20 protein-coding genes and 1 pseudogene are annotated in these 21,027 nt (G+C 51.7%); 8 read left to right on the top strand and 13 right to left on the bottom strand.

The window, feature by feature from the left end:
• Nucleotides 1–235 precede the first annotated feature (235 nt).
• Both DESPR_RS05055 and DESPR_RS05050 read left to right on the top strand, forming a co-directional pair.
• The gene (locus tag DESPR_RS05055) at nt 236–1,417 is read left to right on the top strand and encodes a site-specific integrase (protein ID WP_015723734.1); all 1,182 of its coding nucleotides are present in this window, start codon (nt 236–238) and stop codon (nt 1,415–1,417) included.
• A 185-nt stretch (nt 1,418–1,602) separates the two neighbouring features.
• A pseudogene (locus DESPR_RS05050) lies at nt 1,603–1,953 on the top strand (HisA/HisF-related TIM barrel protein); the annotation flags it as partial.
• Between the two features lie 340 nt (nt 1,954–2,293).
• Here DESPR_RS05050 and DESPR_RS05045 read toward each other — a convergent pair.
• The 4 genes from DESPR_RS05045 to DESPR_RS05030 form a co-directional block, all read right to left on the bottom strand.
• Nucleotides 2,294–2,824 carry a DUF6691 family protein gene (locus DESPR_RS05045; RefSeq protein WP_015723733.1) on the bottom strand — a complete coding sequence of 177 codons (531 nt, stop codon included), beginning with the start codon at nt 2,822–2,824 and terminating at the stop codon, nt 2,294–2,296.
• On the bottom strand, nt 2,821–3,426 hold the full coding sequence (locus tag DESPR_RS05040; RefSeq protein ID WP_081457958.1) for a YeeE/YedE thiosulfate transporter family protein: 606 nt from the start codon (nt 3,424–3,426) through the stop codon (nt 2,821–2,823). The genes DESPR_RS05045 and DESPR_RS05040 overlap by 4 nt, the downstream gene beginning before the upstream one ends.
• 446 nt (nt 3,427–3,872) lie before the next feature.
• On the bottom strand, nt 3,873–4,979 hold the full coding sequence (locus DESPR_RS05035) for a hypothetical protein (RefSeq protein WP_015723731.1): 1,107 nt from the start codon (nt 4,977–4,979) through the stop codon (nt 3,873–3,875).
• A gap of 6 nt (nt 4,980–4,985) precedes the next feature.
• The gene (locus DESPR_RS05030) at nt 4,986–6,503 is read right to left on the bottom strand and encodes a DNA methyltransferase (RefSeq protein ID WP_218918276.1); all 1,518 of its coding nucleotides are present in this window, start codon (nt 6,501–6,503) and stop codon (nt 4,986–4,988) included.
• Nucleotides 6,504–6,630: 127 nt separating this feature from the next.
• Between DESPR_RS05030 and DESPR_RS05025 the strand changes: the two genes are divergently transcribed.
• Both DESPR_RS05025 and DESPR_RS05020 read left to right on the top strand, forming a co-directional pair.
• The gene (locus tag DESPR_RS05025; protein WP_169701531.1) at nt 6,631–6,924 is read left to right on the top strand and encodes a hypothetical protein; all 294 of its coding nucleotides are present in this window, start codon (nt 6,631–6,633) and stop codon (nt 6,922–6,924) included.
• 167 nt (nt 6,925–7,091) lie between these two features.
• Nucleotides 7,092–7,448 (top strand): hypothetical protein, encoded by a 357-nt coding sequence (locus DESPR_RS05020; protein ID WP_169701530.1) that lies wholly within the window; start codon nt 7,092–7,094, stop codon nt 7,446–7,448.
• A gap of 953 nt (nt 7,449–8,401) precedes the next feature.
• On the opposite strand, the gene DESPR_RS18335 is transcribed toward DESPR_RS05020, so the two are convergent.
• The gene (locus DESPR_RS18335) at nt 8,402–8,896 is read right to left on the bottom strand and encodes a hypothetical protein (RefSeq protein ID WP_169701529.1); all 495 of its coding nucleotides are present in this window, start codon (nt 8,894–8,896) and stop codon (nt 8,402–8,404) included.
• 178 nt (nt 8,897–9,074) lie between these two features.
• Here DESPR_RS18335 and DESPR_RS05010 point away from each other — a divergent pair, with 178 nt between their 5' ends.
• The gene (locus DESPR_RS05010; RefSeq protein ID WP_015722803.1) at nt 9,075–10,091 is read left to right on the top strand and encodes an IS5 family transposase; all 1,017 of its coding nucleotides are present in this window, start codon (nt 9,075–9,077) and stop codon (nt 10,089–10,091) included.
• Nucleotides 10,092–10,870: 779 nt separating this feature from the next.
• Here DESPR_RS05010 and DESPR_RS05005 read toward each other — a convergent pair.
• The 3 genes from DESPR_RS05005 to DESPR_RS17750 all read right to left on the bottom strand — a co-directional run bounded on the left by DESPR_RS05005 (nt 10,871) and on the right by DESPR_RS17750 (nt 13,413).
• Nucleotides 10,871–11,416, bottom strand: a complete 546-nt coding sequence (locus DESPR_RS05005) for a hypothetical protein (protein ID WP_015723728.1) — start codon at nt 11,414–11,416, stop codon at nt 10,871–10,873.
• A gap of 79 nt (nt 11,417–11,495) precedes the next feature.
• Complete coding sequence (locus DESPR_RS05000) at nt 11,496–12,485, bottom strand: DUF3644 domain-containing protein (protein WP_015723727.1); 990 nt, start codon at nt 12,483–12,485, stop codon at nt 11,496–11,498.
• Between the two features lie 64 nt (nt 12,486–12,549).
• Nucleotides 12,550–13,413, bottom strand: a complete 864-nt coding sequence (locus tag DESPR_RS17750) for a S1 family peptidase (RefSeq protein ID WP_015723726.1) — start codon at nt 13,411–13,413, stop codon at nt 12,550–12,552.
• Nucleotides 13,414–13,790: 377 nt separating this feature from the next.
• On the opposite strand from DESPR_RS17750, the gene DESPR_RS04990 reads away from it, so the two are divergent.
• Both DESPR_RS04990 and DESPR_RS04985 read left to right on the top strand, forming a co-directional pair.
• Complete coding sequence (locus tag DESPR_RS04990; protein ID WP_015723725.1) at nt 13,791–14,153, top strand: hypothetical protein; 363 nt, start codon at nt 13,791–13,793, stop codon at nt 14,151–14,153.
• An 88-nt stretch (nt 14,154–14,241) separates the two neighbouring features.
• The gene (locus tag DESPR_RS04985; RefSeq protein ID WP_015723724.1) at nt 14,242–14,787 is read left to right on the top strand and encodes a polyamine aminopropyltransferase; all 546 of its coding nucleotides are present in this window, start codon (nt 14,242–14,244) and stop codon (nt 14,785–14,787) included.
• Nucleotides 14,788–15,210: 423 nt separating this feature from the next.
• Here DESPR_RS04985 and ybaK read toward each other — a convergent pair whose 3' ends face one another.
• The 3 genes from ybaK to DESPR_RS04975 form a co-directional block, all read right to left on the bottom strand.
• Complete coding sequence (gene ybaK / locus DESPR_RS04980) at nt 15,211–15,678, bottom strand: Cys-tRNA(Pro) deacylase (RefSeq protein WP_015723723.1); 468 nt, start codon at nt 15,676–15,678, stop codon at nt 15,211–15,213.
• A gap of 64 nt (nt 15,679–15,742) precedes the next feature.
• Complete coding sequence (locus tag DESPR_RS18330; protein ID WP_169701528.1) at nt 15,743–15,901, bottom strand: hypothetical protein; 159 nt, start codon at nt 15,899–15,901, stop codon at nt 15,743–15,745.
• A 39-nt stretch (nt 15,902–15,940) separates the two neighbouring features.
• Nucleotides 15,941–17,152, bottom strand: a complete 1,212-nt coding sequence (locus tag DESPR_RS04975) for a M24 family metallopeptidase (protein ID WP_015723722.1) — start codon at nt 17,150–17,152, stop codon at nt 15,941–15,943.
• A gap of 335 nt (nt 17,153–17,487) precedes the next feature.
• On the opposite strand from DESPR_RS04975, the gene DESPR_RS17055 reads away from it, so the two are divergent.
• Nucleotides 17,488–19,752, top strand: coding sequence for a pentapeptide repeat-containing protein (locus DESPR_RS17055; RefSeq protein WP_015723721.1), 2,265 nt, complete (start codon nt 17,488–17,490; stop codon nt 19,750–19,752).
• Between the two features lie 44 nt (nt 19,753–19,796).
• Here the strand turns inward: DESPR_RS17055 and DESPR_RS04965 are convergent, their stop codons facing one another.
• Together DESPR_RS04965 and DESPR_RS04960 are read right to left on the bottom strand one after the other, a co-directional pair.
• Nucleotides 19,797–20,405: a DNA-3-methyladenine glycosylase I gene (locus DESPR_RS04965; protein WP_015723720.1), complete on the bottom strand. Its 609-nt coding sequence runs from the start codon at nt 20,403–20,405 to the stop codon at nt 19,797–19,799.
• A 40-nt stretch (nt 20,406–20,445) separates the two neighbouring features.
• Complete coding sequence (locus DESPR_RS04960) at nt 20,446–21,006, bottom strand: excalibur calcium-binding domain-containing protein (protein ID WP_015723719.1); 561 nt, start codon at nt 21,004–21,006, stop codon at nt 20,446–20,448.
• Nucleotides 21,007–21,027: the final 21 nt, after the last annotated feature.

Below are 21,027 nucleotides of genomic sequence, written 5' to 3'. Positions count from 1 at the left end.
CCACTTTTCCCACTTCCAGCCCCCCCTCCAGTACCCCCCGAGTCGCCCCGCTCTCGGGCGCTCACCCCGGCGCATACCCTGGGCCATGACCGCCCCCGAAACGCTGCTCTCCGGTCCCGCTGGGTGCCCACTCGCTCCCCCCCTCCGGTGGCAGCGACCGCTCCCCTGCCCCCACTCCGGCAGCACAGGTCACTGTCATCCTTTTTCCATTATCATCCAAAACAGGAGGTATCAAATGCCTGTAGTCAAACTATCCGCAGAATTTGTCCGTAATGCTGTCTGCACTGAAGGTAAGAAGAAAGATAACTACTATGACTCCACCATTACTGGCTTCATTGTCGAAGTCCGGTCCACCGGTGGCAAGACCTATGCTCTTCGGTATAAAGATCAGCATGGAAGGCAGATCCAGCATAAAATCGGAGATGCCAAGTCCATCACCTTCGACAAGGCCCGGAATGCCGCTAAGGTGTTGCGCTCTCAAGTTGTCCTGGGAGATAGCCCCGCTGAACAACGAAAGAGCAAGAAAGACGTCCCCACCCTAGCTGAGTTCTGCAGTGAGCGTTATATCCCCTTCATTAAGGGATACAAGCGCAGTTGGAAGAACGATGATTCCCTGCTCCGAAATCATCTCCTCCCTCCTCTTGGCACGTATCGCATGAATGAGATCACTCAGATTATGGTTGCCGACCTGCATCACGGAATGAGAGCTAATGGTTTTGCATCGGGTATGGCCAACCGGGTCTTGGTCCTGCTTAAATACATTTTCAATCTGGCAATCAAATGGGAAGTACCGGACGTCAAGGTCAACCCGGCTGTAGATGTAAAGCTGTATGAGGCAACGGCCAGGGAGCGCTATCTCTCGATCGAAGAAACCCAACGCCTCCTTGAGCAACTGGAGAAAAGCAAGAACACCCAACTCAAATACATAGCCCCCCTGCTCCTGCTGCTCGGTTGCCGGAAACGGGAACTGCTCGATAGTCGATGGGAAGAGTTCGACCTGGAGCGACGGAGTTGGCGCATCCCTATGTCCAAATCCGGGAAAGCCAGGCATGTTCCTCTGTCGCTATCAGCCTTGGAGATCCTGCGTCAGCTCCCCCGGTGGGAAGGATGCCCCTATGTCATTCCCAATCCGGACACTAGGCTTCCCTTTGTCCAGATGCACCGAGCTTGGGATAACGCCCGTAAAGCTGCAGGGTTGCCCGATGTGCGGATGCATGATCTCCGGCATAGTATGGCCTCGAATATGGTCAACTCCGGCAGGTCGATCTACGAGGTGGCCAAGGTGCTTGGGCATAGTCAGCTGAAAACCACCCAGCGATATGCACACCTCAGCCAGGAAACTCTACTGGCGGCTGTGGACGCGGCGGCATCAAACGTGCCCTGGCTACCGGCAGCGGCGGAGAAAACACCGGCGTGAGCTGGGTTGGGTGATGAGTGGGTGGGGATTCGAGACCCGGCTGAGGCAAGAAATCTTCGCCTTTGGGTCAGCCGAGACGCACACTTTGACGGGTTGGGAAGTTGCTGGGTGGTGGGACGGCAAAACAGAAAACTCACCCGCAACACATTGAAACCACTAAAAAACAAGAAGCGCGTTCCCTAAACTGCTGGTACCAGTGCACCGTCAAGGGCGGTCGCGAGGGACGACCGGTGGACGCGGTCACCCTGGCCCAGGTCTGCGAGCAACTGGGAGCTGGGGAGATTCTGCTGAATTGCATTGATAAGGACGGCACCAACTCGGGTTTTGACCTGGAACTGATCAACGCGGTGCGTTCGGCGGTGACCATCCCGGTTATTGCCTCCAGTGGGGCGGGCTGTGCCGACCACTTCCTGGAAGTCTTCACCCGCACCCGGGCCGAGGCCGCCCTGGCCGCCGGCATCTTCCACCGCAAGGAGGTGCCGATTGGCGAGGTGAAGCGGTATTTGCAGGATAAGGTCGAGATCAGGCCGGCGTAACGCTCGCCTCTCGCCCCACCCCCAAACGAGGCACCTGATCAGCATTGGTCAGGTGCTTTTTGTATTTATGGGATCTGGTCGTTGATCGTTCCCACGCTCCAGCGTGGGAACGCAGCCAGGACGCTCCAGCGTCGACGAGTTGGCGAAGCAAATGCATGGCCTAGGGGGCAGCACTGCAAAGGCGGCCACAGCGGCCTACCCGAGCATTGGCGGACAAGGAGCGGGTCAAATTCTCCCCAACAAACGGGGGATGGCGGAAACCACCCGAGAGGGCACTGAACACAACGGGACGCTGGAGCGTGGGAACAATCGTCAGTCCCGTGTTCATCCCACTACATGTTCAGAGGTTCTTACGCTCAAACCAGACAAACACCCCAATAACTCCGGCCCAGAAGACCGGAATGATCAGCCAGGGAGAAACGCCCACGACGTCAGGCACCCCGATCTTCCCGAAGTCTTTCCATGCCAAAACCGTCGATTTAAAAACAGGATAAAGCTCGGCATAGATCGCCGCCCCCGCCACCATGCCGGCAATGGCGAACACCGCATGCCAGCGCCCTTCGCCCAGAGCCCCTATGGAGGTGCCGGGACAGAACCCCATCACTGCCCAGCCGCAGCCGAACAGGGCGCCACCAACCACCACGGCGCCGAGGTTCATGGCCTTGTGGCTCAAGGCAATGATTCCCGCACCGGCAAGCAGTTGAATGCCCACCATGCCGACCAGGATGGCGGACAGCATGAATTTGAAGATGGTCATGTCCTGCAACAGCATGGCGCCAACCTGCTTATCAAAACGCAGCACACGCCCTTTTTGCAGCAGAAACCCGAACAATACCCCTGTCACCAGCCCCAGAACCTGATCGATGCTCATGACGCTCGCCTCCTGTAGATAAGTCCGGCCACGACAACCCCAACGCCGAAGAACATGGCCAGCGCGATGAACGAGCTGACCGACAACTGCATCATGCCGCTCAGACCGTGGCCACTGGGACAGCCATCGGCCATGCGGGCCCCCAACATGGCGACGATCCCGCCCAAAAAGGCGGCGGCGCCACGTTTTGCGATCGACGGTCCAAACCGTTTTTCCCAGGTCGGCGGCACATGTTCCAGTTTAAAGCTCTTGTCGGTTGCGGAACCGATCAAGGCGCCCAAAAAGATGCCGGCAACAACCATGAATTGCCAGTCCACCCGCACTTTTTCCTTGGTGAAGTATTCGTTGGCAGCCACTCGATCCGGAGCAACTGTCCGTTCAAGAAGCCCAGCGGCACGCACAAAGGTGGTCGATGCGCCCAGATAATTGGTCTTGCCCATCCATAGGGTCGTCGCATACACCGAAACGATAGCTAACACCCCCACCAATGCCCCGGCCAGATACGGGCTCCACCCACCATCTTCTGTTTTCCACTGCATGGTCACCTCCTTTTCTCGGTTTGGATCGAACAAGGATGTTGCGCATTTCTGTCCACTTTCCATCGACAACACGAAATGATTTAAACATATTCATGCGTTATTCTTTTGCAAGCGAACAATTACACAGGATGCGGCATGACGGGGAACTTTTTATTCCGAAGGGCAAGGGTTGATCGCGCCCATGCTCCAGCGTGGGCGTTCCGGCAAGACGCGCCCGCGTAGGCGAGTCGACGGAGAAAGCGCGTGGCCAGCGGTGCGGATACAGAGACCTGCCCGAGCTGGCGGTTTTTTTGGGGGGGGAAATGCTCACATAGGACGCTGAACACATCGGGACGCTGGAGCGTCCAGGGTGGCATTCCCACGCTGGAGCGTGGGAACGATCGTGAAAAAGGCCCAACGTTCCGCATAACCCGCGCCGGCCAACAACCTTCCTCCGTAGCGCCTCGGCCAGCTTCCCGGCGTCGGCGTTGATGCGGTTGTTAGATTATGATTTATAATTCATCCGAGCCCTATTTGATAACAAATATGACATCAGTTAATGCTGTGAATGTCTGTGGTTTGCCTTTATATTTAAACTCAATTTTCAAGTCTGAAGTTTTTTTCTTGGGAAAATCATTAATGTAGCCTTCAATTACTGGCTTTAACAAATCCATGTTACGCTTCAATTTCCAAGACCCTGTGAAATCATCTGTATCGACAAGCACAAGAAAAAGTCTGTTTTCTGACCCGAAACGCATTTCGCCCTGATTTTCATATAGCCATTTTGCTAGACCTTTTGGGTTGGCTATTGCTTCGTTGAGAATCTCCAATTTCTCTTTTTTCAAAGTTTCGATTACGAGTAAACATTCTTTTGTGCCCTTGTCTTTAAATTTTTCAACAATTTCATAGTATATATCGGCAGGATTTGCCTTCTTGTCAAAATCAATTCCAAGACTTTTCGCTTGCGCTTTCAAATAAGTAAGTTCAACAGGATATCCTTTTTCTTTTCTTTTAGATTTTAGATATTCTGCTGGCAAATATGTTACCTTAAGGTCAAAAGGTACATTGCCTATAAAAAAATCAACATGCTTTATTTGGCCAACAGTTGGCAGCACCGCATTATTTGATTTAAAAATATGTTCAATAAGAATACTAGACCAGTGGTTGTACCAGCTATTAAGAACGTATCCCTGAACTGCCGTGCTAATCTCTGTTTCAAATTTTGACACAAGTATGTCATAAGATTGGATCACCTTGACATAACGGCTTACTAAATATTTATCTAGAGAATTTTGGTAATCACCACCCCAATCAAATGATTTGAGTTTGTATAACTCTGAAACAAGTTTTTTGGTGTCCAATGCCTCCAAAATGCTTTTATTTGTCGCCTCTATGTATTCATTCAATATCCTGTGTGATTCCTTTGGATTTTTTACAAGCAAAGCGTATAATTCAACAAATTGCCCATTTAATGACGTTTCATTCAGTTCAATATTATTCGCTGTGAGAAACTCTGAAATCAGTTCTTTTCTAACAATACATTTTACTTTGAGCCAAAGAAGCCCTAGCTCATCTGTGCTAAACTCTTCTAATTTCTCACTTTCGTGTAATTTCTTCCAATAGTTGAAGTCTTTCACTTTGACTTACTCTCCTTTATTTGCTGGGAATTGAGACGACCATCCAGGAAGGTGTACAAAAGCACTCGTCAAGGGATGTCCAGTGTAGGGTTGCCCCTTCTGATAAATAATGATGTAGTCGTTCTTCATGGCCCCTTTCCGATTATCTTGCACAACGGAGGTAGCTGAGTACGTCATTGGAAAACATCCAATAAAGTTTAATGTGCCAGATATCTTTTCGATGTTTTTCAAGTATTGCCAGCTTTCCTCGTCACGAGCATTGAAGTACAATGCTATGTAACCATTTGGTTTAAGAACCCTTGATATTTCCAAGAAGAATTCGGTCATCTCCGAATTGTAGTTAATTTTTGATTTATTACGTTCTTTTGCATTCGAAACAACAATTTCACTGTCAAAATCAACGGAATATCCCAACAAGGAATTCCATAGCTCACTCAATTCAAGATAAGGTATACGATCACTATGTGGCGGGTCAGTACAAACGAATGCTACTGACTCTGGCGGAATTTCTTTCAATGCTGACCTACAGTCAGAATTTATAAGCCATGCATCATTTCCAAGATTCTCAACAGATGCTGCGTCGTTCGAAACTGCATAGTATTTCCTTTCCGCTGGCAACGCCTTCAGAAGTTTATTCGCACGATTTTTAAAACAATTCCATACGTTTATTTCAAAATGTGTATCCGGCAACCAAAACCCAATAACCCAACTACCAACTTCTATTTTGTCGCCGTTACCATTTCTCTTCCCTGCACTCCGATTTTTTATGGCAAAGACCATGTTGGACATCTGACCAGCCGAAGATGTTAATGTGAGAAGCAGCGCACGTTTCAAGTGCGCTGGATAATTGGCAAATGATTCAATGAGTAAATCGATATTTCGCATCGCCCGCCCAGTAAAAACATCACTGACAGTCATAGTCGGCTTTACGTTAATCCTAGAGTTAGTGAAAAATCTGAGATTTCTGAAATGTAACGGCTTGTAATCTTTGTATGTGGAAAAGGAATTTAAGTCTAGCGCAGACGGCACTAGTTCAATTCGGCTTCGCCCTGTTTCAGGTTTAATCCATACAGAGACGATTTGATCCCCTTCCCAAAGATAGTGCGATGCAATTTTTCCTTCCGAAGTCAGATAAGTATTTCTGATTTTTTCAGCAACAGAATTTTCGATTTCTATCAAAGCCTGATAGTATTCCTGACTTGTAGGTAAATCGAGTAGGAATGATGCATGTTCGATTGAAAACGGATTAATATCAATACCGACAAAACGTCTATTTCGAAGTACGCACTCCAGCGATATTAAACCAGAGCCGAGAAAAGGGTCCATCACGACATCTTCTTCTTTGGTGCATTTTTCAACAAGATAACACAAGCTTTCAATCGGTTTCTTTCCCCAATATTTATGAAAACCTGCCAAGCCGGTATAAGTTTTAGGAACATCAAGATCAGCGCTCTTAGTTGCCGGTTTTGATTGAGGAAATAGGCTCATTTGTATTGATTCTGACGGCCTTGCGAATGACATCATTTATCCTTTATTTATTGTTCAGGTAATGCTTTCTTGGGAAATCTAACGCCAAGATCAGCCGCACCGGGCCGCTGAGATACCGATAAGATGAGCGATGATTCCCGGTGTCGGCTGGAGCGACCTTGTTATGCTGGAAATTAAATTTAGCATTAAGCCCAATAACGAAATACCTGCATTTGCTGGATATCTATCTGGATCTGTAGCGGAACCAGAGGCGAAGATTGTTGTAAATATTGAAGCGATGGTAAACGCCTGTGCAGATAAAACAAATGAAATTTCTTTCGAGGAAATATTTACCACATCTGTGGTCCATGAAATGCTCCACGCTGTGCAAGAGCTGTATAGGCGTGAGTTTGACGAGCAAGAGGTCGACGATGTTCTTGACAAGGCGTCTCGTACTTACTTCGGAGATGGTGTGTAGTGGCCAAGCGCAATCTAACCATTATCGCCGATCTCTTTTGGTCGGCTGGAGCGACCTTGTTATGCATGAAGAAATAAGTGAAAAAACGTCGTGTGAAGATTGTACGGGTTGTTTGACAATAAACGAAGACCGCGACATGTGGTGCCAGAAAAAGGGATGTATCGTGCATGAAACATGCAACCTGTTTGAAGCTGCATAACGCGCAGTTCAGCGGTTCATCCGCTGAAACTGCTGGTTGTGGCAGAATAAATTTAAAAAACGGAGTGATCATGTATCCAGACAAGGTAGTTATCACAATCACCGCTGACGGCGAAACAGTCGAAATATTCCAGGGTGGCAAAGTAGTTTCGTCCAGGTCCACAGAAATGATATCTGCAGGTGAGGCTCGGGCAAAGCAAAAAGGAGATATTTACGATGATCTTCCAGAAGATTTTGACGACTTGGCTGAGGAGATCGAGGGCGTTTCATTAGGCACCTTTGGAATTGCGAGTCAGCTTTATCTGATAAAGGAATATTTTGAGTAACACTTCAGCGGATTGTCCGCTGTAAGGCACTGGTTGTGGCGAGGCCGGCATCTACCGACCACGCTGCACCTACGGCCACAATCGCGGTGCTGACCGGCGCCGTGCGCCGATCAGGCAAACGAAGTTTGAATGATCGGTGTGCGGTGTCCGGTCGAGTACCTTGTTCTGGCGCAAGGCGCCAGGCAAGGTGCTCGACGCAGTCAGCACCGCGATTCATGGCGACGCAGTCGCCATGAACGCGCAGTTCAGCAGCTCGGCCTGCTGAAACTGCTGGTTGGGGAAAAATTCCAGACGGAGAACATAATGGATATCTACAGAATGCAGATTGATTCCGGAATTGTCGAAGATCCTGGTCCGTGCGAACATGGAGCACCATTCGACGGTGATGGCTGTTCAGAGTGTATGGTTCAACGTCTGTAACGCGAGATTGACGATCTCCGCGCAGACGTTGATGATGCAGAGTCTACTATCTTGTCATGCCGAGACTACCTGATGTCAACCCAACGTGACAGCATCTCTGTTAAGGACCTTCTCGAAATGCTCGGTTTTGGTAGGGACGGCATAAGCGGCTAGTCCGCTTGATGAACTGGTTGGGCCGAGGTTGTTTTCAACCGACCAGGGAGCAGACCGAGGCCCAACGTCTGGCTCACCGGACCCGCGCTGTTTGCGGGGTCCGAGTGAAGCCGGTTGTTAACTGATTTATATTATTATATAAGGTTATTATATGAAGATTGTATGGCTTAACAAAAAAAGCGAAGAGCTTGAGAGAGCATTTAATAAATTGCCAGATGCCGACCCTGTTGCTGAATGCGAATGTTGTAGGGAAGTCTGGGGGTATATGGAAACAGAGGACACCGACGACGGTATAGGCTGGCGCCACACATTTAGACATAGGCATTTCCGCGGAAAAGAAAGAAAATATGTGCGTATTATCGCCACCCCTGGATGGGAGCCTACCAATCTTGAGTGTCGTCGTCATCTTTGATTGTTTTGAGATGCTCCTCAATAATTGCATCGTCTCTGTCCATTATTAATTCAAACCATGTTGTGCAACTATGTATCCTGTCATCAACACGTATTACTTCGTAGTCAACTATATTGTCTCTATATTCGTCTTTATCTTTACGATCTTTATGCGTTTCTTCAGGGTCAATTTCTATCGCACATTGGAAACCCCATTCACCGCCTGCATTGTCAGCGCTATAAAACAATCCAAAGTCATGGTGGTAATTTATATGTGGAAATTTCAACTGTGGAACAAAGGCGCAACTGCTAGGGCCAGCTCCGTAGCCTCTGGCCCAGCCTCCCCAAGGCTCCTGAAAGTAAATGGCTTCATAGTTGACTTGATTGTAGGTAACAATGTGCCAAGATATTGGAAGAGGTTGGCCACACAGTTCTCCATTGTATTTATCTCTCATTGCTTCAATATAATAGGCCGATCCAAGCAAATAAACTTGTTCTGTTGTGGAGTCACATCTGTTCAGAATGTCTATTGGGTTTCTTGAAAATTAAATGCAGTAGCCTGCGACAAGTTTAACTATCAAATTGTTGATTTTGTGTAAATATGTTACATTCTTCATCGTTTTAAGGCCGCATCCGCCAACCATCACCCGATGGAGATCAGCCATGATCCAGCCCGGCTTTTTTGATTTGCAGGACCGATTGCACAAAATCGACAAGAACGGCGACCCACTTGCCAAGATCAACGAGACGGTCAACTGGGAGATGTTTCGTCCTGCGCTCGAAAAGGCCAGGGACAAGGGCCGGCAGTCTACGGTCGGGCCGAAGGGGTACGACGTCATCCTGCTGTTTAAGATTCTCATCCTGCAGTCGTTGTACAATCTGTCGGATGACGCGACCGAGTTTCAGATTCTCGACCGGCACTCCTTTGGGCGCTTTCTTGGTCTGCACATCAGCCAGAAGGTTCCCGATGCCACCACCATCTGGCGTTTTCGGGAAGACCTCGTCAAGGCCGGCATTGTAGAGGAACTGTTTGCGACCTTCGATGCGCATCTCCGGGACAACGGCTTCATGGCGATGAAAGGGCAGATCGTGGATGCCAGCATTGTCAGCGTGCCCAAACAGCGGAACAGCCGGGAGGAAAATGCCCGGATCAAAGAGGGCGACATCCCGGAGAACTGGTCCGAGAACAAGCGGCGTAGAAAAGACGCGGACGCGCGCTGGACCAAGAAGAACGGCAAGTCTTATTACGGCTACAAGAACCACATCTCGGTGGATGTGAAGCACAAGTTGATTCGCAGCTATGCCGTGACCGATGCGGCCCTGCACGACAGCAACGTGTTCGAGCAACTCCTTGCCGACAATACGAGCAAGGACGTCTGGGCGGATTCGGCCTATCGATCCGCGGATCGATTGGAGCGCCTCGGCCAGGATGGTTTTCGTGAACACATCCAACGCAAGGGGAGCCGCAATCGTCCCTTGACGCCCAGAGAACAGGAGGGCAACCGAACCAGATCCAAGGTCCGTTCGCGAATCGAGCATGTCTTTGGTGTACAGGCGCAGCGAGCGGGGAATGTACTGTTGCGCACGATCGGCATAGCCCGAGCCCGAGCAAAGATCGGCTTGCGCAACTTGGTGTATAACATTGACCGAATGGGGATGCTTCTGGCTGCAAGCAGGTGAAGTGTGCCCGGAGTGCGGCAAACTGGCAAAAGACCGCCATCGAGCACAGAGCGAGGCACCGCCAAGGTGCAAAACCGATCGGATTAAAAGCCAGAAGAGCATGGTCTTTGTGAATAAAATTGTCGGTGAATGGTGCCGGGGCTTGCTAAGCTAAATTTCAAGATTCCCTATTGCTTCTTGAGATATTTCAGGCGTCCATTCGAAGCCGAAAGCGGTCTTTATAAGGTTCAGTATGTTGGATTTCGTGATTTTCATTTTTCACTGTTAATCGCGGTGCTGACCGGCGCCGTGCGCCGATCAGGCAAACGAAGTTTGAATGATCGGTGTGCGGTGTCCGGTCGAGTACCTTGTTCTGGCGCAAGGCGCCAGGCAAGGTGCTCGACGCAGTCAGCACCGCGATTCATGGCGACGCAGTCGCCATGAACATTTGCTTAACCTGCATCCGTTAGGATGTCAGGTTGAAGCGATTGTTATGTTTCTTTCGTCTCCTATACAATCAACCGTTTTATTTTCCCTGTTAATTCCCTTATTCTTGTCGCAGTTCTGGCAGTACAGAGACGCGATTTTTATTACCGTGTAATCAGATTTTTTATACGGACAATTTGAAAGGCAAGTATTTCCGTTCATTCCAAATCCAATCGTTTTCATATTTCCTCCCGTGGTTCATCCATGTAGTCGCGTAGCGGGTACATGGTGAAGCATCGACATAATGCAGCAATCACCGGCAGAGAAAAGCGGGGCGAGGAACGAGCAACGCTTTTCTTTGTCCGGTGGATTGGCTAGTTATGTTTGACATATCGTCTCCAGACCTCCTCCACGTCAATTCCAATACCGTGGAAATTCGGTTTAAGTGCGAACATAGGGGTCTTTTCGCGCTTAGCGGCTTCCATTGCCTGGTAAGCAATCTCGACATACATGTTGTTCTTTTTTATCCGAGTCTCAAAAGTGGCGAGCAAGCCCTCTTCGATCTGTTTCGGAAAGTCACTGCTTAGTGATGCGACGATAGGCTTTGTCGCGGCCTCATATGCGGCCTTCAGTCGGTCCCTTTGTTCAAAGGACTTCGTCTGAAATAAGGTCTTTGCGGTTGTTACGGCATCCTCTTCTTTGCACAAGGCGCTGTGCGTAACAACGAATTCTTTTAGGAAATCACAGCGCAACGAGAACTCGGCACCGAAGAACTCAGCTAACGCCTGAAGGGTCATTGAAGAGTGCAGTATCCCACGCGCATTCATTGCGCCCTTTTCTCTCGTAACCGCCTTCTGAATCCCTGCGTCACGTTCGGAAAACTCAAGCGCCGTAAGTTCTTCCAAGTAGTGTTTGAGCATGGTGCGCTCACCTCCGGAAAACATAACGTTCCGGATCACCGGACCCGCGCTTTTTGCGGGGTCCGCGTGAAGCCGGTGGTTAACTTTTGTTATAATGTTTATCAAATTCTTTAAGAATATTTGGGTTGTAAAATATTTTTTTGCTGCTTGATGGATTACCTGGATCTAGTAGACGTGTATTACAGTATTTCTCATCTGATTCAAGCGGCTTACGAATTCCATGGTAGTCTTGGTTACATTTGAAATCATTATATCTTTTCTTTAACCTTGTTGTTAATACAGCATAATCCCATGGATATTTTTCTCGAATATCCTCTTCAGAAAGTCGAACGACCGGCGCATTAGGATCATTGGAAATTGTTATTGTATTTGTTGTTGTAGTGCTACTCGCTCGCTTAAGATGCACCGAAACTTCTAGTGCCAGGTTGAAATCTTTTGTTTCATCGTCTTCGACCTTACTTTGTAAATTTTCAACAAATTTGATTAATTTCTTTTCTTGGATGGTCAAAGAAACAACTTTCGCTTTGTGAAAATCACGGATAAAAGCCATCGGCATTAAGAAGAAATTGTATTTAGATAGATCAACACCGAACCATTTAATAACTAAATTAAGATAATTTTTTAGTGAGGCCGTTCCAATTTCGAATATTTTACGTTTTAACTCAAAGTCTTTGTTTAAAAAATGGACAGAATTGTCACGAATTTCTATTAATGCTTCAAGATTTTTCCGAACTAAATTGTCAAGTTTATCTCCATACTCATTAATTATTAAATCATAGGCGACAAAAAGACTTACTGTTTTTACATTCCCGGACCTACTGTAAGACCTATACAGTTTCTCAGAAGTTGACCCATCAGCATTTTGTCTTTTTTCGTATTTGACTATTGAGGCCACTTTGTTGTTACTAAGCTGCAACAACCTTGCTTTTAGCAACAGCTCCCATGCATTGACCATCAAAATTGAAAAAGTCTCCTCTCTGTAATAGAAATCTGGCTTGTTATAAATTTCCATTGCAGACAAGACGGCACCCAATGACTTATCCAATAATGCGCGTGATCTTGATTTCATTTTTTAAGTTAACGGTGAGGTTAAGAGGTTGTTCATGTAGCGCAGCGGAATGAACAATCCTTCTTCAACCGATTGTTCGGCTCAATTCTTGTATTATTTCCGTTTCATATTTTCCAATATCAATATTGTCTATCAACTCGGTAATTATGCTACCTTTCCATACATGACCGATCTCTAATGACTCGAGATCCCTAATCCCAACTTTTGTATCATGCACGATCTCTTCTAAATATTTGTTTTTACTAACCATTTGCATGCTTGCATAAATACCTATGAATTGTCTCACCATACCAGGTGTGACTGAATTTCCTTCTGCCATTTCATACATCCCGTTGGCAATAGCGAATACAGGAGACCCTGACATTCCTGGAAAAGCAGATACATCAATTAACATTAGAGGTTTTCCTTCGAAATTCACTTTTGGCTCACTTGCAAGTGTTCCTGATTTCCAAATAGGAAGCGCGTTTGAAGTATCATAGAAGCCATAGGGATAACCTACCAGAGAAACATCTGTTGCTGGTCGAATTTTCATTTTTTGAGTTGCCCATTCTTCTGAAAGACAAAACACTTTACAATCCTTCGAGCACTGCGTGGGCAAAGGGATTACAGCAAAATCTGCTTCTGGATGGTCGGAGCTTACAAGCCATAATGGCTTACCGCTTGGAGTAAATAAAGGAAGATTGGAATTTCTTATTTTTCCTGTTTCGGTATCTGATTCGTGAAATTGGAAAAAGATATTGTCACCAATAGGCGCTTTCCGTTCACTAGGAGCTGAACCTGTAAGAACATGATAATTTGTTAATAAGAAAAGGACTTGGCCATTATCTTTATTTGATAAGAAGTAAAATCCTGTGCCTTGGGAAACAACCTGACTACCTTTCCTTAAAAATACTGGAGTCGTAGAAAGGGATATATGGTCAACTTTCATAATTTTATCTCCGCCGAACGGCTTAATAACGTGCAGGTGAATGAACTACCATTGAAAGAGCGCTAGTTGTCCAGGTCACGTTTATTTACTGGTTAAGCGCGGTTGAAAGGAGGGAAAATGGAAGACATGGGGTGCCCGTATAGAAAGTGGGGCTGGCATGATGGAGGGCCCGACCATAAATGCACTAGAGAGCACAATAATGGGAAATGTTGTGAAGATAGCTGGAGTGATTGGTATCAGTGTGAAACTGTAAAAGAAGAACTGAAAAATATAAAAATAATTACTGACGACTAATGGTTGAGGTGAGCGGCGCCGCGCAGTTTGCGGCGTCCGAACTCGACCGATTTGTTATGCGTTTTTAACGCATTGGAGGGATTATGGATAAAGAATTACTGCACATCCTGCAGCACTCGCTCGGGGTTGATCAATACGGCCATGGCGAGCAATACCGCAACCACTTTGCAACTGACCCTGGCGGGAAAGACTTTGCGAAGTGCCAGCAATTGGCCGAGATAGGGTTAATGAAAGACCTTGGGACAAGGAAGTTGTGGGGCGACATGCACTGTTTTGTCGTCACTCCTGCCGGGAAAGAGGCTGTTGCGCTCCATAGCCCGGCTCCGCCGAAAATTTCCAAGAGCAAAAGGCGATACCAGGAATACCTGGAATGTGCCGACTGTTTCGAGAGCTTTCGCGACTTCCTCCGCTACGATACCGATCGGCGGCGGGGATTATGCGCATAACGATTAGTTAAGCCGTGCCGGGCTTTATCGGCATCGGCTTGAACGCTTTGTTGTGTGAGCCTTTATATTCTGATTTTAAGGAGGAACCTTGGAAAAAGTAACGTTGCCTGAAGGACAGAAAGGACCGTGGAAGATCGAACGCTTTACGACAGACTTCATGGATTTTCATTCGGCACTGAGAGGCCGCGCCGTGCCGGTAGGCGAGACGTACACGAGGGTAACACGGAACGGATACCTCGTGATGTCTGACACTCCGGCAGAGATGCGCGACCACAGCACAGCCGTATGGAAAGCAAAAGGGTCGTGCCTTTTAAATGGTTTGGGAATTGGCATGGTGCTGAAGAATATACTTCTCAAACCTGAAGTAACGGATGTGACGGTTGTTGAAATATCGCAAGACCTGATCGACCTTGTTTCCCCGCACTATGCTGACCCGCGTGTGACGTTTGTTTGTGCCGACGCACTCAGTTACAAGCCGCCAAAAGGGAAGCGGTACGGCATGGTGTGGCATGATATTTGGGACGACATCTGCGCAGACAACCTGGAAGATATGGGGAAGTTACACCGGAAATACGGCAGACGCACGGAATGGCAAGGGAGCTGGTGTAAGTACGAGTGCCAGCGCGGGAGATAGGCACATGCCTTTTACACACAACAAGTTATTCTGCTGATCTGTATATCATCTAAACTCGTAGAGGGAGCCTGGATGATTGGCTCATTCCTGTAATACTCTACCCTTGTGTTTAAAGCAGATATTTTGGATTAGCCTACCGATATTTATGAAGATTGTCATTGGAAAATCAATAGGTTCGGAATAACCGCTTTTCTGTATATCATTCCATTTGGAAGGATGGCCAGTTTTCGGAGAGCACCCATGCTTCCAGTCCCCGCAGCATTATTGGCACGTTTCAAGGCGTGTCCTTTCGCCAAGAATATTTCCGGGAATTCATAGGTCACAGAAGCCAAATTTTACATTTTGCACTACAGGGCGCTGCACCAAGCGGGCAAACTTTTTCCAATAAAATCCAACTCTCCCTCGCTGCAACTCCTTCACCCTTCATCGGCTGATCTCCGCAAAGGTCCCGTGGGTCAAGGCGCACAGGTCGTGGGGCGCAAGCTCGATCTCCAGCCCACGGCGGCCGGCGCTGACGAAGATGGTGGCAAAACCGGTTGCCGAGGCATCGATCACGGTCGCCAGTTTTCTCTTTTGCCCCAAGGGGCTGATGCCGCCCAGCACATAGCCGGTCATCTTTTCCGCGTCCTGCGCCTGGGCCATCGCGGCTTTTTTGGTGCCGAGGGCCTGCGCCAGGAGTTTGAGGTCCAACTGATGGGCAACGGGAACAATGCCGATCACAAACTTCTGGCCGTCGGTCTCGACAACCAGGGTCTTGAAGACCTGCGCGGGCTCGATGGCAAGCTTCTGCGCGGCTTCACCGCCATAGGAGGCTGCACCGGCATCGTGCTGGTAGGCATGCAGCCGATACGGCACCTTGGCTTTTTTGAGGGCGGTGATCGCGGGCGTCATGGCAGAACAAGCAAAACAAAAGTGTGGATCGGAAAGCGTCGGTGCACTATGGAATTCCCGTCTTTCATCCCTGCTGCGGTCCGTTGGCCAGGAAGGCTGGGTGAAAGTGCACCGTGCCCGTGGGACAAGGGGTAGCAAAGGGCAAGACGAAAAAGACCTCCGGCGGCACGCCCTCGACAGCAAGCGTTTCGATCTCATCGCGGAGCACAAGGTTGGAGTGCACAGGTTCACCTCTGCTGGAGTGGCAAGGGAAGGTTCCGGATCACACCATGGTGATCTCGTCTGTCCCCGGAGTTAATTTTTCGCCGCCTTCGGCGGTGACACGGAAGGTATTTTCCACGCCGACCAGGCCAATGCCTGCCACCCCTTTCTTGGGCTCGACGGCAATGATCATGTTCGCCTCAAGCGGGGTGTGCACCTTGGCGGCAATGACCGGAAATTCATCGATCGCCAAACCGATGCCATGGCCCAGGAAGGGAACTTGGTTGGAGCCGAATCCCATGAAATGCTTGGTAAAGGCTCGGGAATGCACGAACTCGCCCCAGACCTCGTCGTAGATCCGCGACGGGATGGCACCGGGCTTGAGGCGGCAGCGCACCGCCTCCTGGATGTCCAGGCACAGCGCATGCGCCTCCATGGCCGCCTGAGGCAGCGGCCCCAGAGAGAACACCCGGGTCGCATCGGTGAAATAGCCGTGGTAGCCAAAACCGATATCCACGAACACGGGTTCGCCCCGCCCCAGTTGCTTCCTGCCCCCCACCAGCGGGAAGGCAGGCGAGAGCCCAGTGAGGCCGCCCGGCCCAATGGACGCGGTCGGATAGTTGCCCGATTCACCGAAACTGATGATCCCCAGAAACAGCTCCATGCCGGAGCCGGCGAACCGGGCAATTCCGGTGTAGCCCAGCTCCATCATCTTTTGGTGGATGGCCGCGCCCAGTTCCCATTCGCTCATCCCCTCGCGCAGGAGGGCGGGAATGGCCCCATAGACCTGCGCATGCAGGGCCCCGGCCGTGCGGATCAGCCCGACTTCGTAGTCGGATTTCACCGCCCGAATCATGGCCAACACCCCGCTGATATCGGTGAAGGCTGTGCCTGGAAAGGCCTTGGCCAGGGCCTTGAAAACGCCTACAGACAGGGTGGCTTCCGCCACGCCCAGGGTGTCGGTGGCCAGGCCCAGGTCGGCGAGGGTGGATCGCAGCTGGCTGAACCCTGCCAGGGGGAGAATCTGCTGCACAGGCGACTCCAACCGTGCCCGCTCCACACTGCGCCTGACCAGAAAGACGGGGTCGCCCGTTGCCGGGACCACCACCACCCCCTGTTGCATCGTCCCGGTGTAGTAATACATGTTCAATGGATCGAGCATCAGCGCCCCATCCACTGCTTGTTGCTGTAAAAAGTCCTGCAGCCGCGCGATGCGTTGCGCGATTTCGTCGGCAGGGACAAGACCGGATTGGTAGGAATCGTCTGTATTCATGGTAAAACGCTGGCGCTCCAATTCTCAATCAATGAGAAGGTATGTAGTGGTGGGCGGGAATGATCCCCGGACAACGGAACCATCGTTTCCATACACCACAACTTCCTCAACCGGCAACAGCAAGTTCCCGATGTGGTTGAAAAAGGGGTTCCCGCCCCCATGCGTGTCTTGTTCACATCCGCAGTCCACGTTCACGGTGGCTGGCCGGCCGGCAATTCCCCTTTTCGACCCGACCGTGTTTTGTGTTGTGTTCACGCCCGATTTCGTTCAACATACGGGCACGATTGTTCGCCGGCATCGCAACACCATCGGACACGACCGCAGGAGGCATGCCCATGATCTTTCACCCCATCAAGCGGCGACGCATCAGGACGGCGCAAGCGGGCGGTCAGGACCAAGCCCGGAAGGCTTCGCAACAGCAGAACGCCCAGGCCCTGCTTGCCTCGGCCAACAGCGCATCCGAGCGGGTGGCCGGGCAGCACATGGCCTTCATGGCGGTCTGCGTCTACGTCCTGGTCATCGTCTTCGGCACCACCGACACCGACCTGTTGACAGGCCGGGGGGTCAAGCTGCCGGTGATCAACGTGGACGTGCCGCTCGTCGGTTTTTACGCCATTGCCCCCTTTCTCGTGGTGCTGGTCCACTTCAACCTGCTGCTGCACCTGCAACTGTTGTCGCGCGAGCTGTTCGCCTTCGACGCCGCCACCCCGCAGGAGGAACGTTTTGGCGGGCTGCGCGACCGGCTGCACATTTTCCCCTACACCTATTTTCTCGTCGGCAACCTGAGTACCCTGATGCGGCGACTCATTGGACTGATGGTGTCGATCACCATGCTGGTGTTGCCGTTCGTCACCCTCCTCGCCCTCCAGTTCTGGTTTCTCGCCTATCAGAGCGAACCGGTCACCTGGCTGCAGCGAGTCGCCGTCTGGATCGATATCGTGGTGGTCACCATTCTCTGGCCCATTATCCTCCACCCCCGGGATGACTGGCGGGGCTACTGGCACGACCTCCTGACGGTGCTTGTGCCACAGCGACGGATATGGATCGCCTTTGCGCTGCTCGTTGTCGGCCAGGCGCTGTTCTCGTTCAGTGCCACGGCTCAACAATCGCATCCCCTGATGCAAACAGGATTCTTTGTCCTCGGGTATGGCTTGGTCCTGCTGTCGCCAGCGCTGCTGATTCTGCTCTCCGGCTGGCAGCGTGTTTCCCCGCTTCGCCGGCTGCATTTCACCGTCCTGTTCCTGGTGGTGATCGCCCTGATCACGGCAAGTTTTGGCTTGCACACGAACGAGTGGACCACGGCGGCCCTTTTCGCCGTGCCTTGGCTGCTGGTGCCGTTGGCGATGTTCTGGCATCCGCGATCTCCGCGCGGCAGCCTGGCGCTGTTGTTGACCCTCTCCCTCGGCCCGCTGCTGCCGCTGACCCTGCATGTCGAGGGCGAGCGGATCGAACAGATCCTGCTGCACATCCAGGGAATTCCGCACGGTTCAACCACACTCTCCCGTTACCTGACCGAGCGGCGGCGGCTGAACCTGACGGAACAGGTCCTGCTGGCCAAACCGGCAAGCCCTGAAGCACTGCAGCATGTCCATTCCGGTGCGGGCGAGAAGGCATTGCAACAGACCGAGCCATTGAATCTCAATGGCCGAAAGTTACGACATGCCAACCTGCACAAGGCCATCCTCATTGGCGCGAGCCTGCGGGAAGCCGATATCCAGTGGGCCTACCTGAAGGGGGCTCATCTGCAGGGGGCACGATTCTACAACGCCTCCCTGCACAATGCGGTTTTTGACACCACCGATCTTCAGAACGTCAGCCTGGAGAACACCGACCTGCAGAGTGCCTACCTGGGGGATAGCCGCCTGGACTTTGCAGATATACATGACGCCAGACTGCAGGGCGCGGACCTCCGGGGCGCCCACCTGCTGGGGGCGAACCTGGCGAGCACCTGTCTCCAGGGAGCGATCTTGACAAAGGCCCAACTACAAGGGGCGGACTTGCGCGGCGCCGATCTCCGGGGGGCGGACCTGCAGGAGGCTGATCTTCGCGGCGCGGATCTGCGCGGCGCCCTTCTCCGGGCGGCGAATCTCAGTAAGGCCCAACTGCAGGGAGCGAACATCGATGGCAGGGAGGAGGAACTGGTCGACGCCAGGGGCGTGACCTGGGATCCTCTCGCGGCGGAAATGCGGGATGCGCTGACTGTCGAGGCGCGGAGATGGATTCCGGACAAAGCCCATGTCCAGCTCGTTATCCACAGACTGAACGCGCCCCCTGAGTCGCCGCGCCCACAGCTGCGCTCCTGCCTGAGCCAGTCTGACCACCTTGTTTGCGAACGGCGTTCCAATCCGCAAAATCCCGAAGAACTCGAACTGTTCCGACGGCACACCCTGGCCGCCCTCAGCGCGCTTGCCTGCGCCTCGCCCCACGTCGCCTGGGGGATCATCCAGCAGATCGCCAATCAGAAGGAGGACTCGTCACGGCAAGGATTGGGAGCGGCCCTGACCACACGCCTTGACGACCCCGCATGCACAGGCCTGCACCAGTTGAATGCCGACAAAAAGGAACGGCTACTCTCCTGGGCGGTCGGCCCGTCGCGCTAGCCCGCGTGCCGTTGTCGTCGAAGGATCGAGCGCGCTTTGCCCGCTCAGAGGAGGCGGGAGGCGGGCAGCATGTCGCCGACCTCCCGGTAACGAAAGCAGTCGACGAGATGGTCGTTGACCATGCCGACCGTCTGCATGAAGGCATAACAGATGGTGGAACCCACGAAGTTGCAGCCGCGACGTTGCAGCTCCTTGCTCAGCCGGTCCGACAGCGCTGATCGGGCCGGCACCTGCTCCAAACTGGTCCACCCATTGCGCACGGGCATGCCGTCCACGAAACGCCAGAGAAAGGCATCGAGGGAGCCGTGCTCCTCGCGAATGGCCAGCACGCCCCGGGCGTTCTTGATCGCCGATTCGATCTTGAGGCGATTGCGGACAATGCCGGGATCGGCGAGCAGGCGGGCTACATCATCCTGCGTGTAGCTGGCGACGCGCTCGCAGTCAAAACCGTCAAAGGCCTTCCGGTAATTCTCCCGCTTTTTCAAGATGGTCAGCCAACTGAGCCCCGCCTGTGCCCCCTCCAGGAGGAGAAACTCAAACAGACGGCGGTCCTCATGAACCGGGACGCCCCATTCCTCATCGTGGTAGGCGATGTACAGGGGATCGCTGCCGCACCAGCCGCATCGCCTGCGCATCGTTTCGTCTTGCTTCATGAACCCGCCGGAACGGCGTTTTTTTCCTTGGATGGCCGGTTCACCGGGAAACTCCGACACACCATTGCTCTTCGCACGGCACCCCATCCTGATCGTCATCCATGGTCACGCCGGGACAATGGCGCAGAAAAAAGGTGGCCTCCTCGCAGCTGGTCATCTGGTCGCAGGAGGTTCGGCCATCGCAGAAAAAACGCGCTGTGACGGCCTGGGTTGCGCTGTCGCCGGTGCTGGCGGATTTTCCGCCGCCATCCGGGGCTGAGGGTTCATAAAGCCCGATGTATCCATAGGCGCCGATGGCGAGCAGCAGCGCCAAGGGGGCCAGCAGGGTGGCCAGCTGACTGCGGCGGGAAGAACGCCGGCCGCTTTGGTCGGCTGTCGGTTTTCCTTTCCCCGCTCCCGCGCGCGCCACATTCTTGGCCCAGCGCTTGCCGCCCGCGTCCGTTTCGATGCTAAAAGACAGCCGCTCATTGAGTTGCGGCGGACAGCCGTCCTGGGGAAAATCGGCGGCTTGGACAGCGATGTCCTGCCCGCCGCGCCGGGGGGTAATCAAGCCGAATCCGCGCTCACTATTCCATTTGGTCAAGGTCCCTTCGGTGTGCATGTGCTCCTGCTTGTGAAAATG

The organism is Desulfobulbus propionicus DSM 2032 (assembly GCF_000186885.1).
Classification (GTDB): Bacteria; Desulfobacterota; Desulfobulbia; order Desulfobulbales; family Desulfobulbaceae; genus Desulfobulbus; species Desulfobulbus propionicus.
This window is presented reverse-complemented; position numbering and strand designations above follow the sequence as displayed.

Bases quoted from the DNA above. Each gene is read 5' to 3' on its own strand.
- DESPR_RS05040 (WP_081457958.1), bottom strand. From the start codon at position 3,426: ATGGAAAGTGGACAGAAATGCGCAACATCCTTGTTCGATCCAAACCGA.
- DESPR_RS17750 (WP_015723726.1), bottom strand. From the start codon at position 13,413: ATGAAAGTTGACCATATATCCCTTTCTACGACTCCAGTATTTTTAAGG.
- DESPR_RS05055 (WP_015723734.1), top strand. From the start codon at position 236: ATGCCTGTAGTCAAACTATCCGCAGAATTTGTCCGTAATGCTGTCTGC.
- DESPR_RS05030 (WP_218918276.1), bottom strand. From the start codon at position 6,503: ATGATGTCATTCGCAAGGCCGTCAGAATCAATACAAATGAGCCTATTT.
- DESPR_RS05020 (WP_169701530.1), top strand. From the start codon at position 7,092: ATGAAACATGCAACCTGTTTGAAGCTGCATAACGCGCAGTTCAGCGGT.
- ybaK (WP_015723723.1), bottom strand. From the start codon at position 15,678: ATGACGCCCGCGATCACCGCCCTCAAAAAAGCCAAGGTGCCGTATCGG.
- DESPR_RS05025 (WP_169701531.1), top strand. From the start codon at position 6,631: ATGCTGGAAATTAAATTTAGCATTAAGCCCAATAACGAAATACCTGCA.
- DESPR_RS04960 (WP_015723719.1), bottom strand. From the start codon at position 21,006: ATGCACACCGAAGGGACCTTGACCAAATGGAATAGTGAGCGCGGATTC.
- DESPR_RS05010 (WP_015722803.1), top strand. From the start codon at position 9,075: ATGATCCAGCCCGGCTTTTTTGATTTGCAGGACCGATTGCACAAAATC.
- DESPR_RS17055 (WP_015723721.1), top strand. From the start codon at position 17,488: ATGATCTTTCACCCCATCAAGCGGCGACGCATCAGGACGGCGCAAGCG.
- DESPR_RS05000 (WP_015723727.1), bottom strand. From the start codon at position 12,485: ATGAAATCAAGATCACGCGCATTATTGGATAAGTCATTGGGTGCCGTC.
- DESPR_RS04990 (WP_015723725.1), top strand. From the start codon at position 13,791: ATGGATAAAGAATTACTGCACATCCTGCAGCACTCGCTCGGGGTTGAT.
- DESPR_RS04975 (WP_015723722.1), bottom strand. From the start codon at position 17,152: ATGAATACAGACGATTCCTACCAATCCGGTCTTGTCCCTGCCGACGAA.
- DESPR_RS04965 (WP_015723720.1), bottom strand. From the start codon at position 20,405: ATGAAGCAAGACGAAACGATGCGCAGGCGATGCGGCTGGTGCGGCAGC.
- DESPR_RS05005 (WP_015723728.1), bottom strand. From the start codon at position 11,416: ATGCTCAAACACTACTTGGAAGAACTTACGGCGCTTGAGTTTTCCGAA.
- DESPR_RS05045 (WP_015723733.1), bottom strand. From the start codon at position 2,824: ATGAGCATCGATCAGGTTCTGGGGCTGGTGACAGGGGTATTGTTCGGG.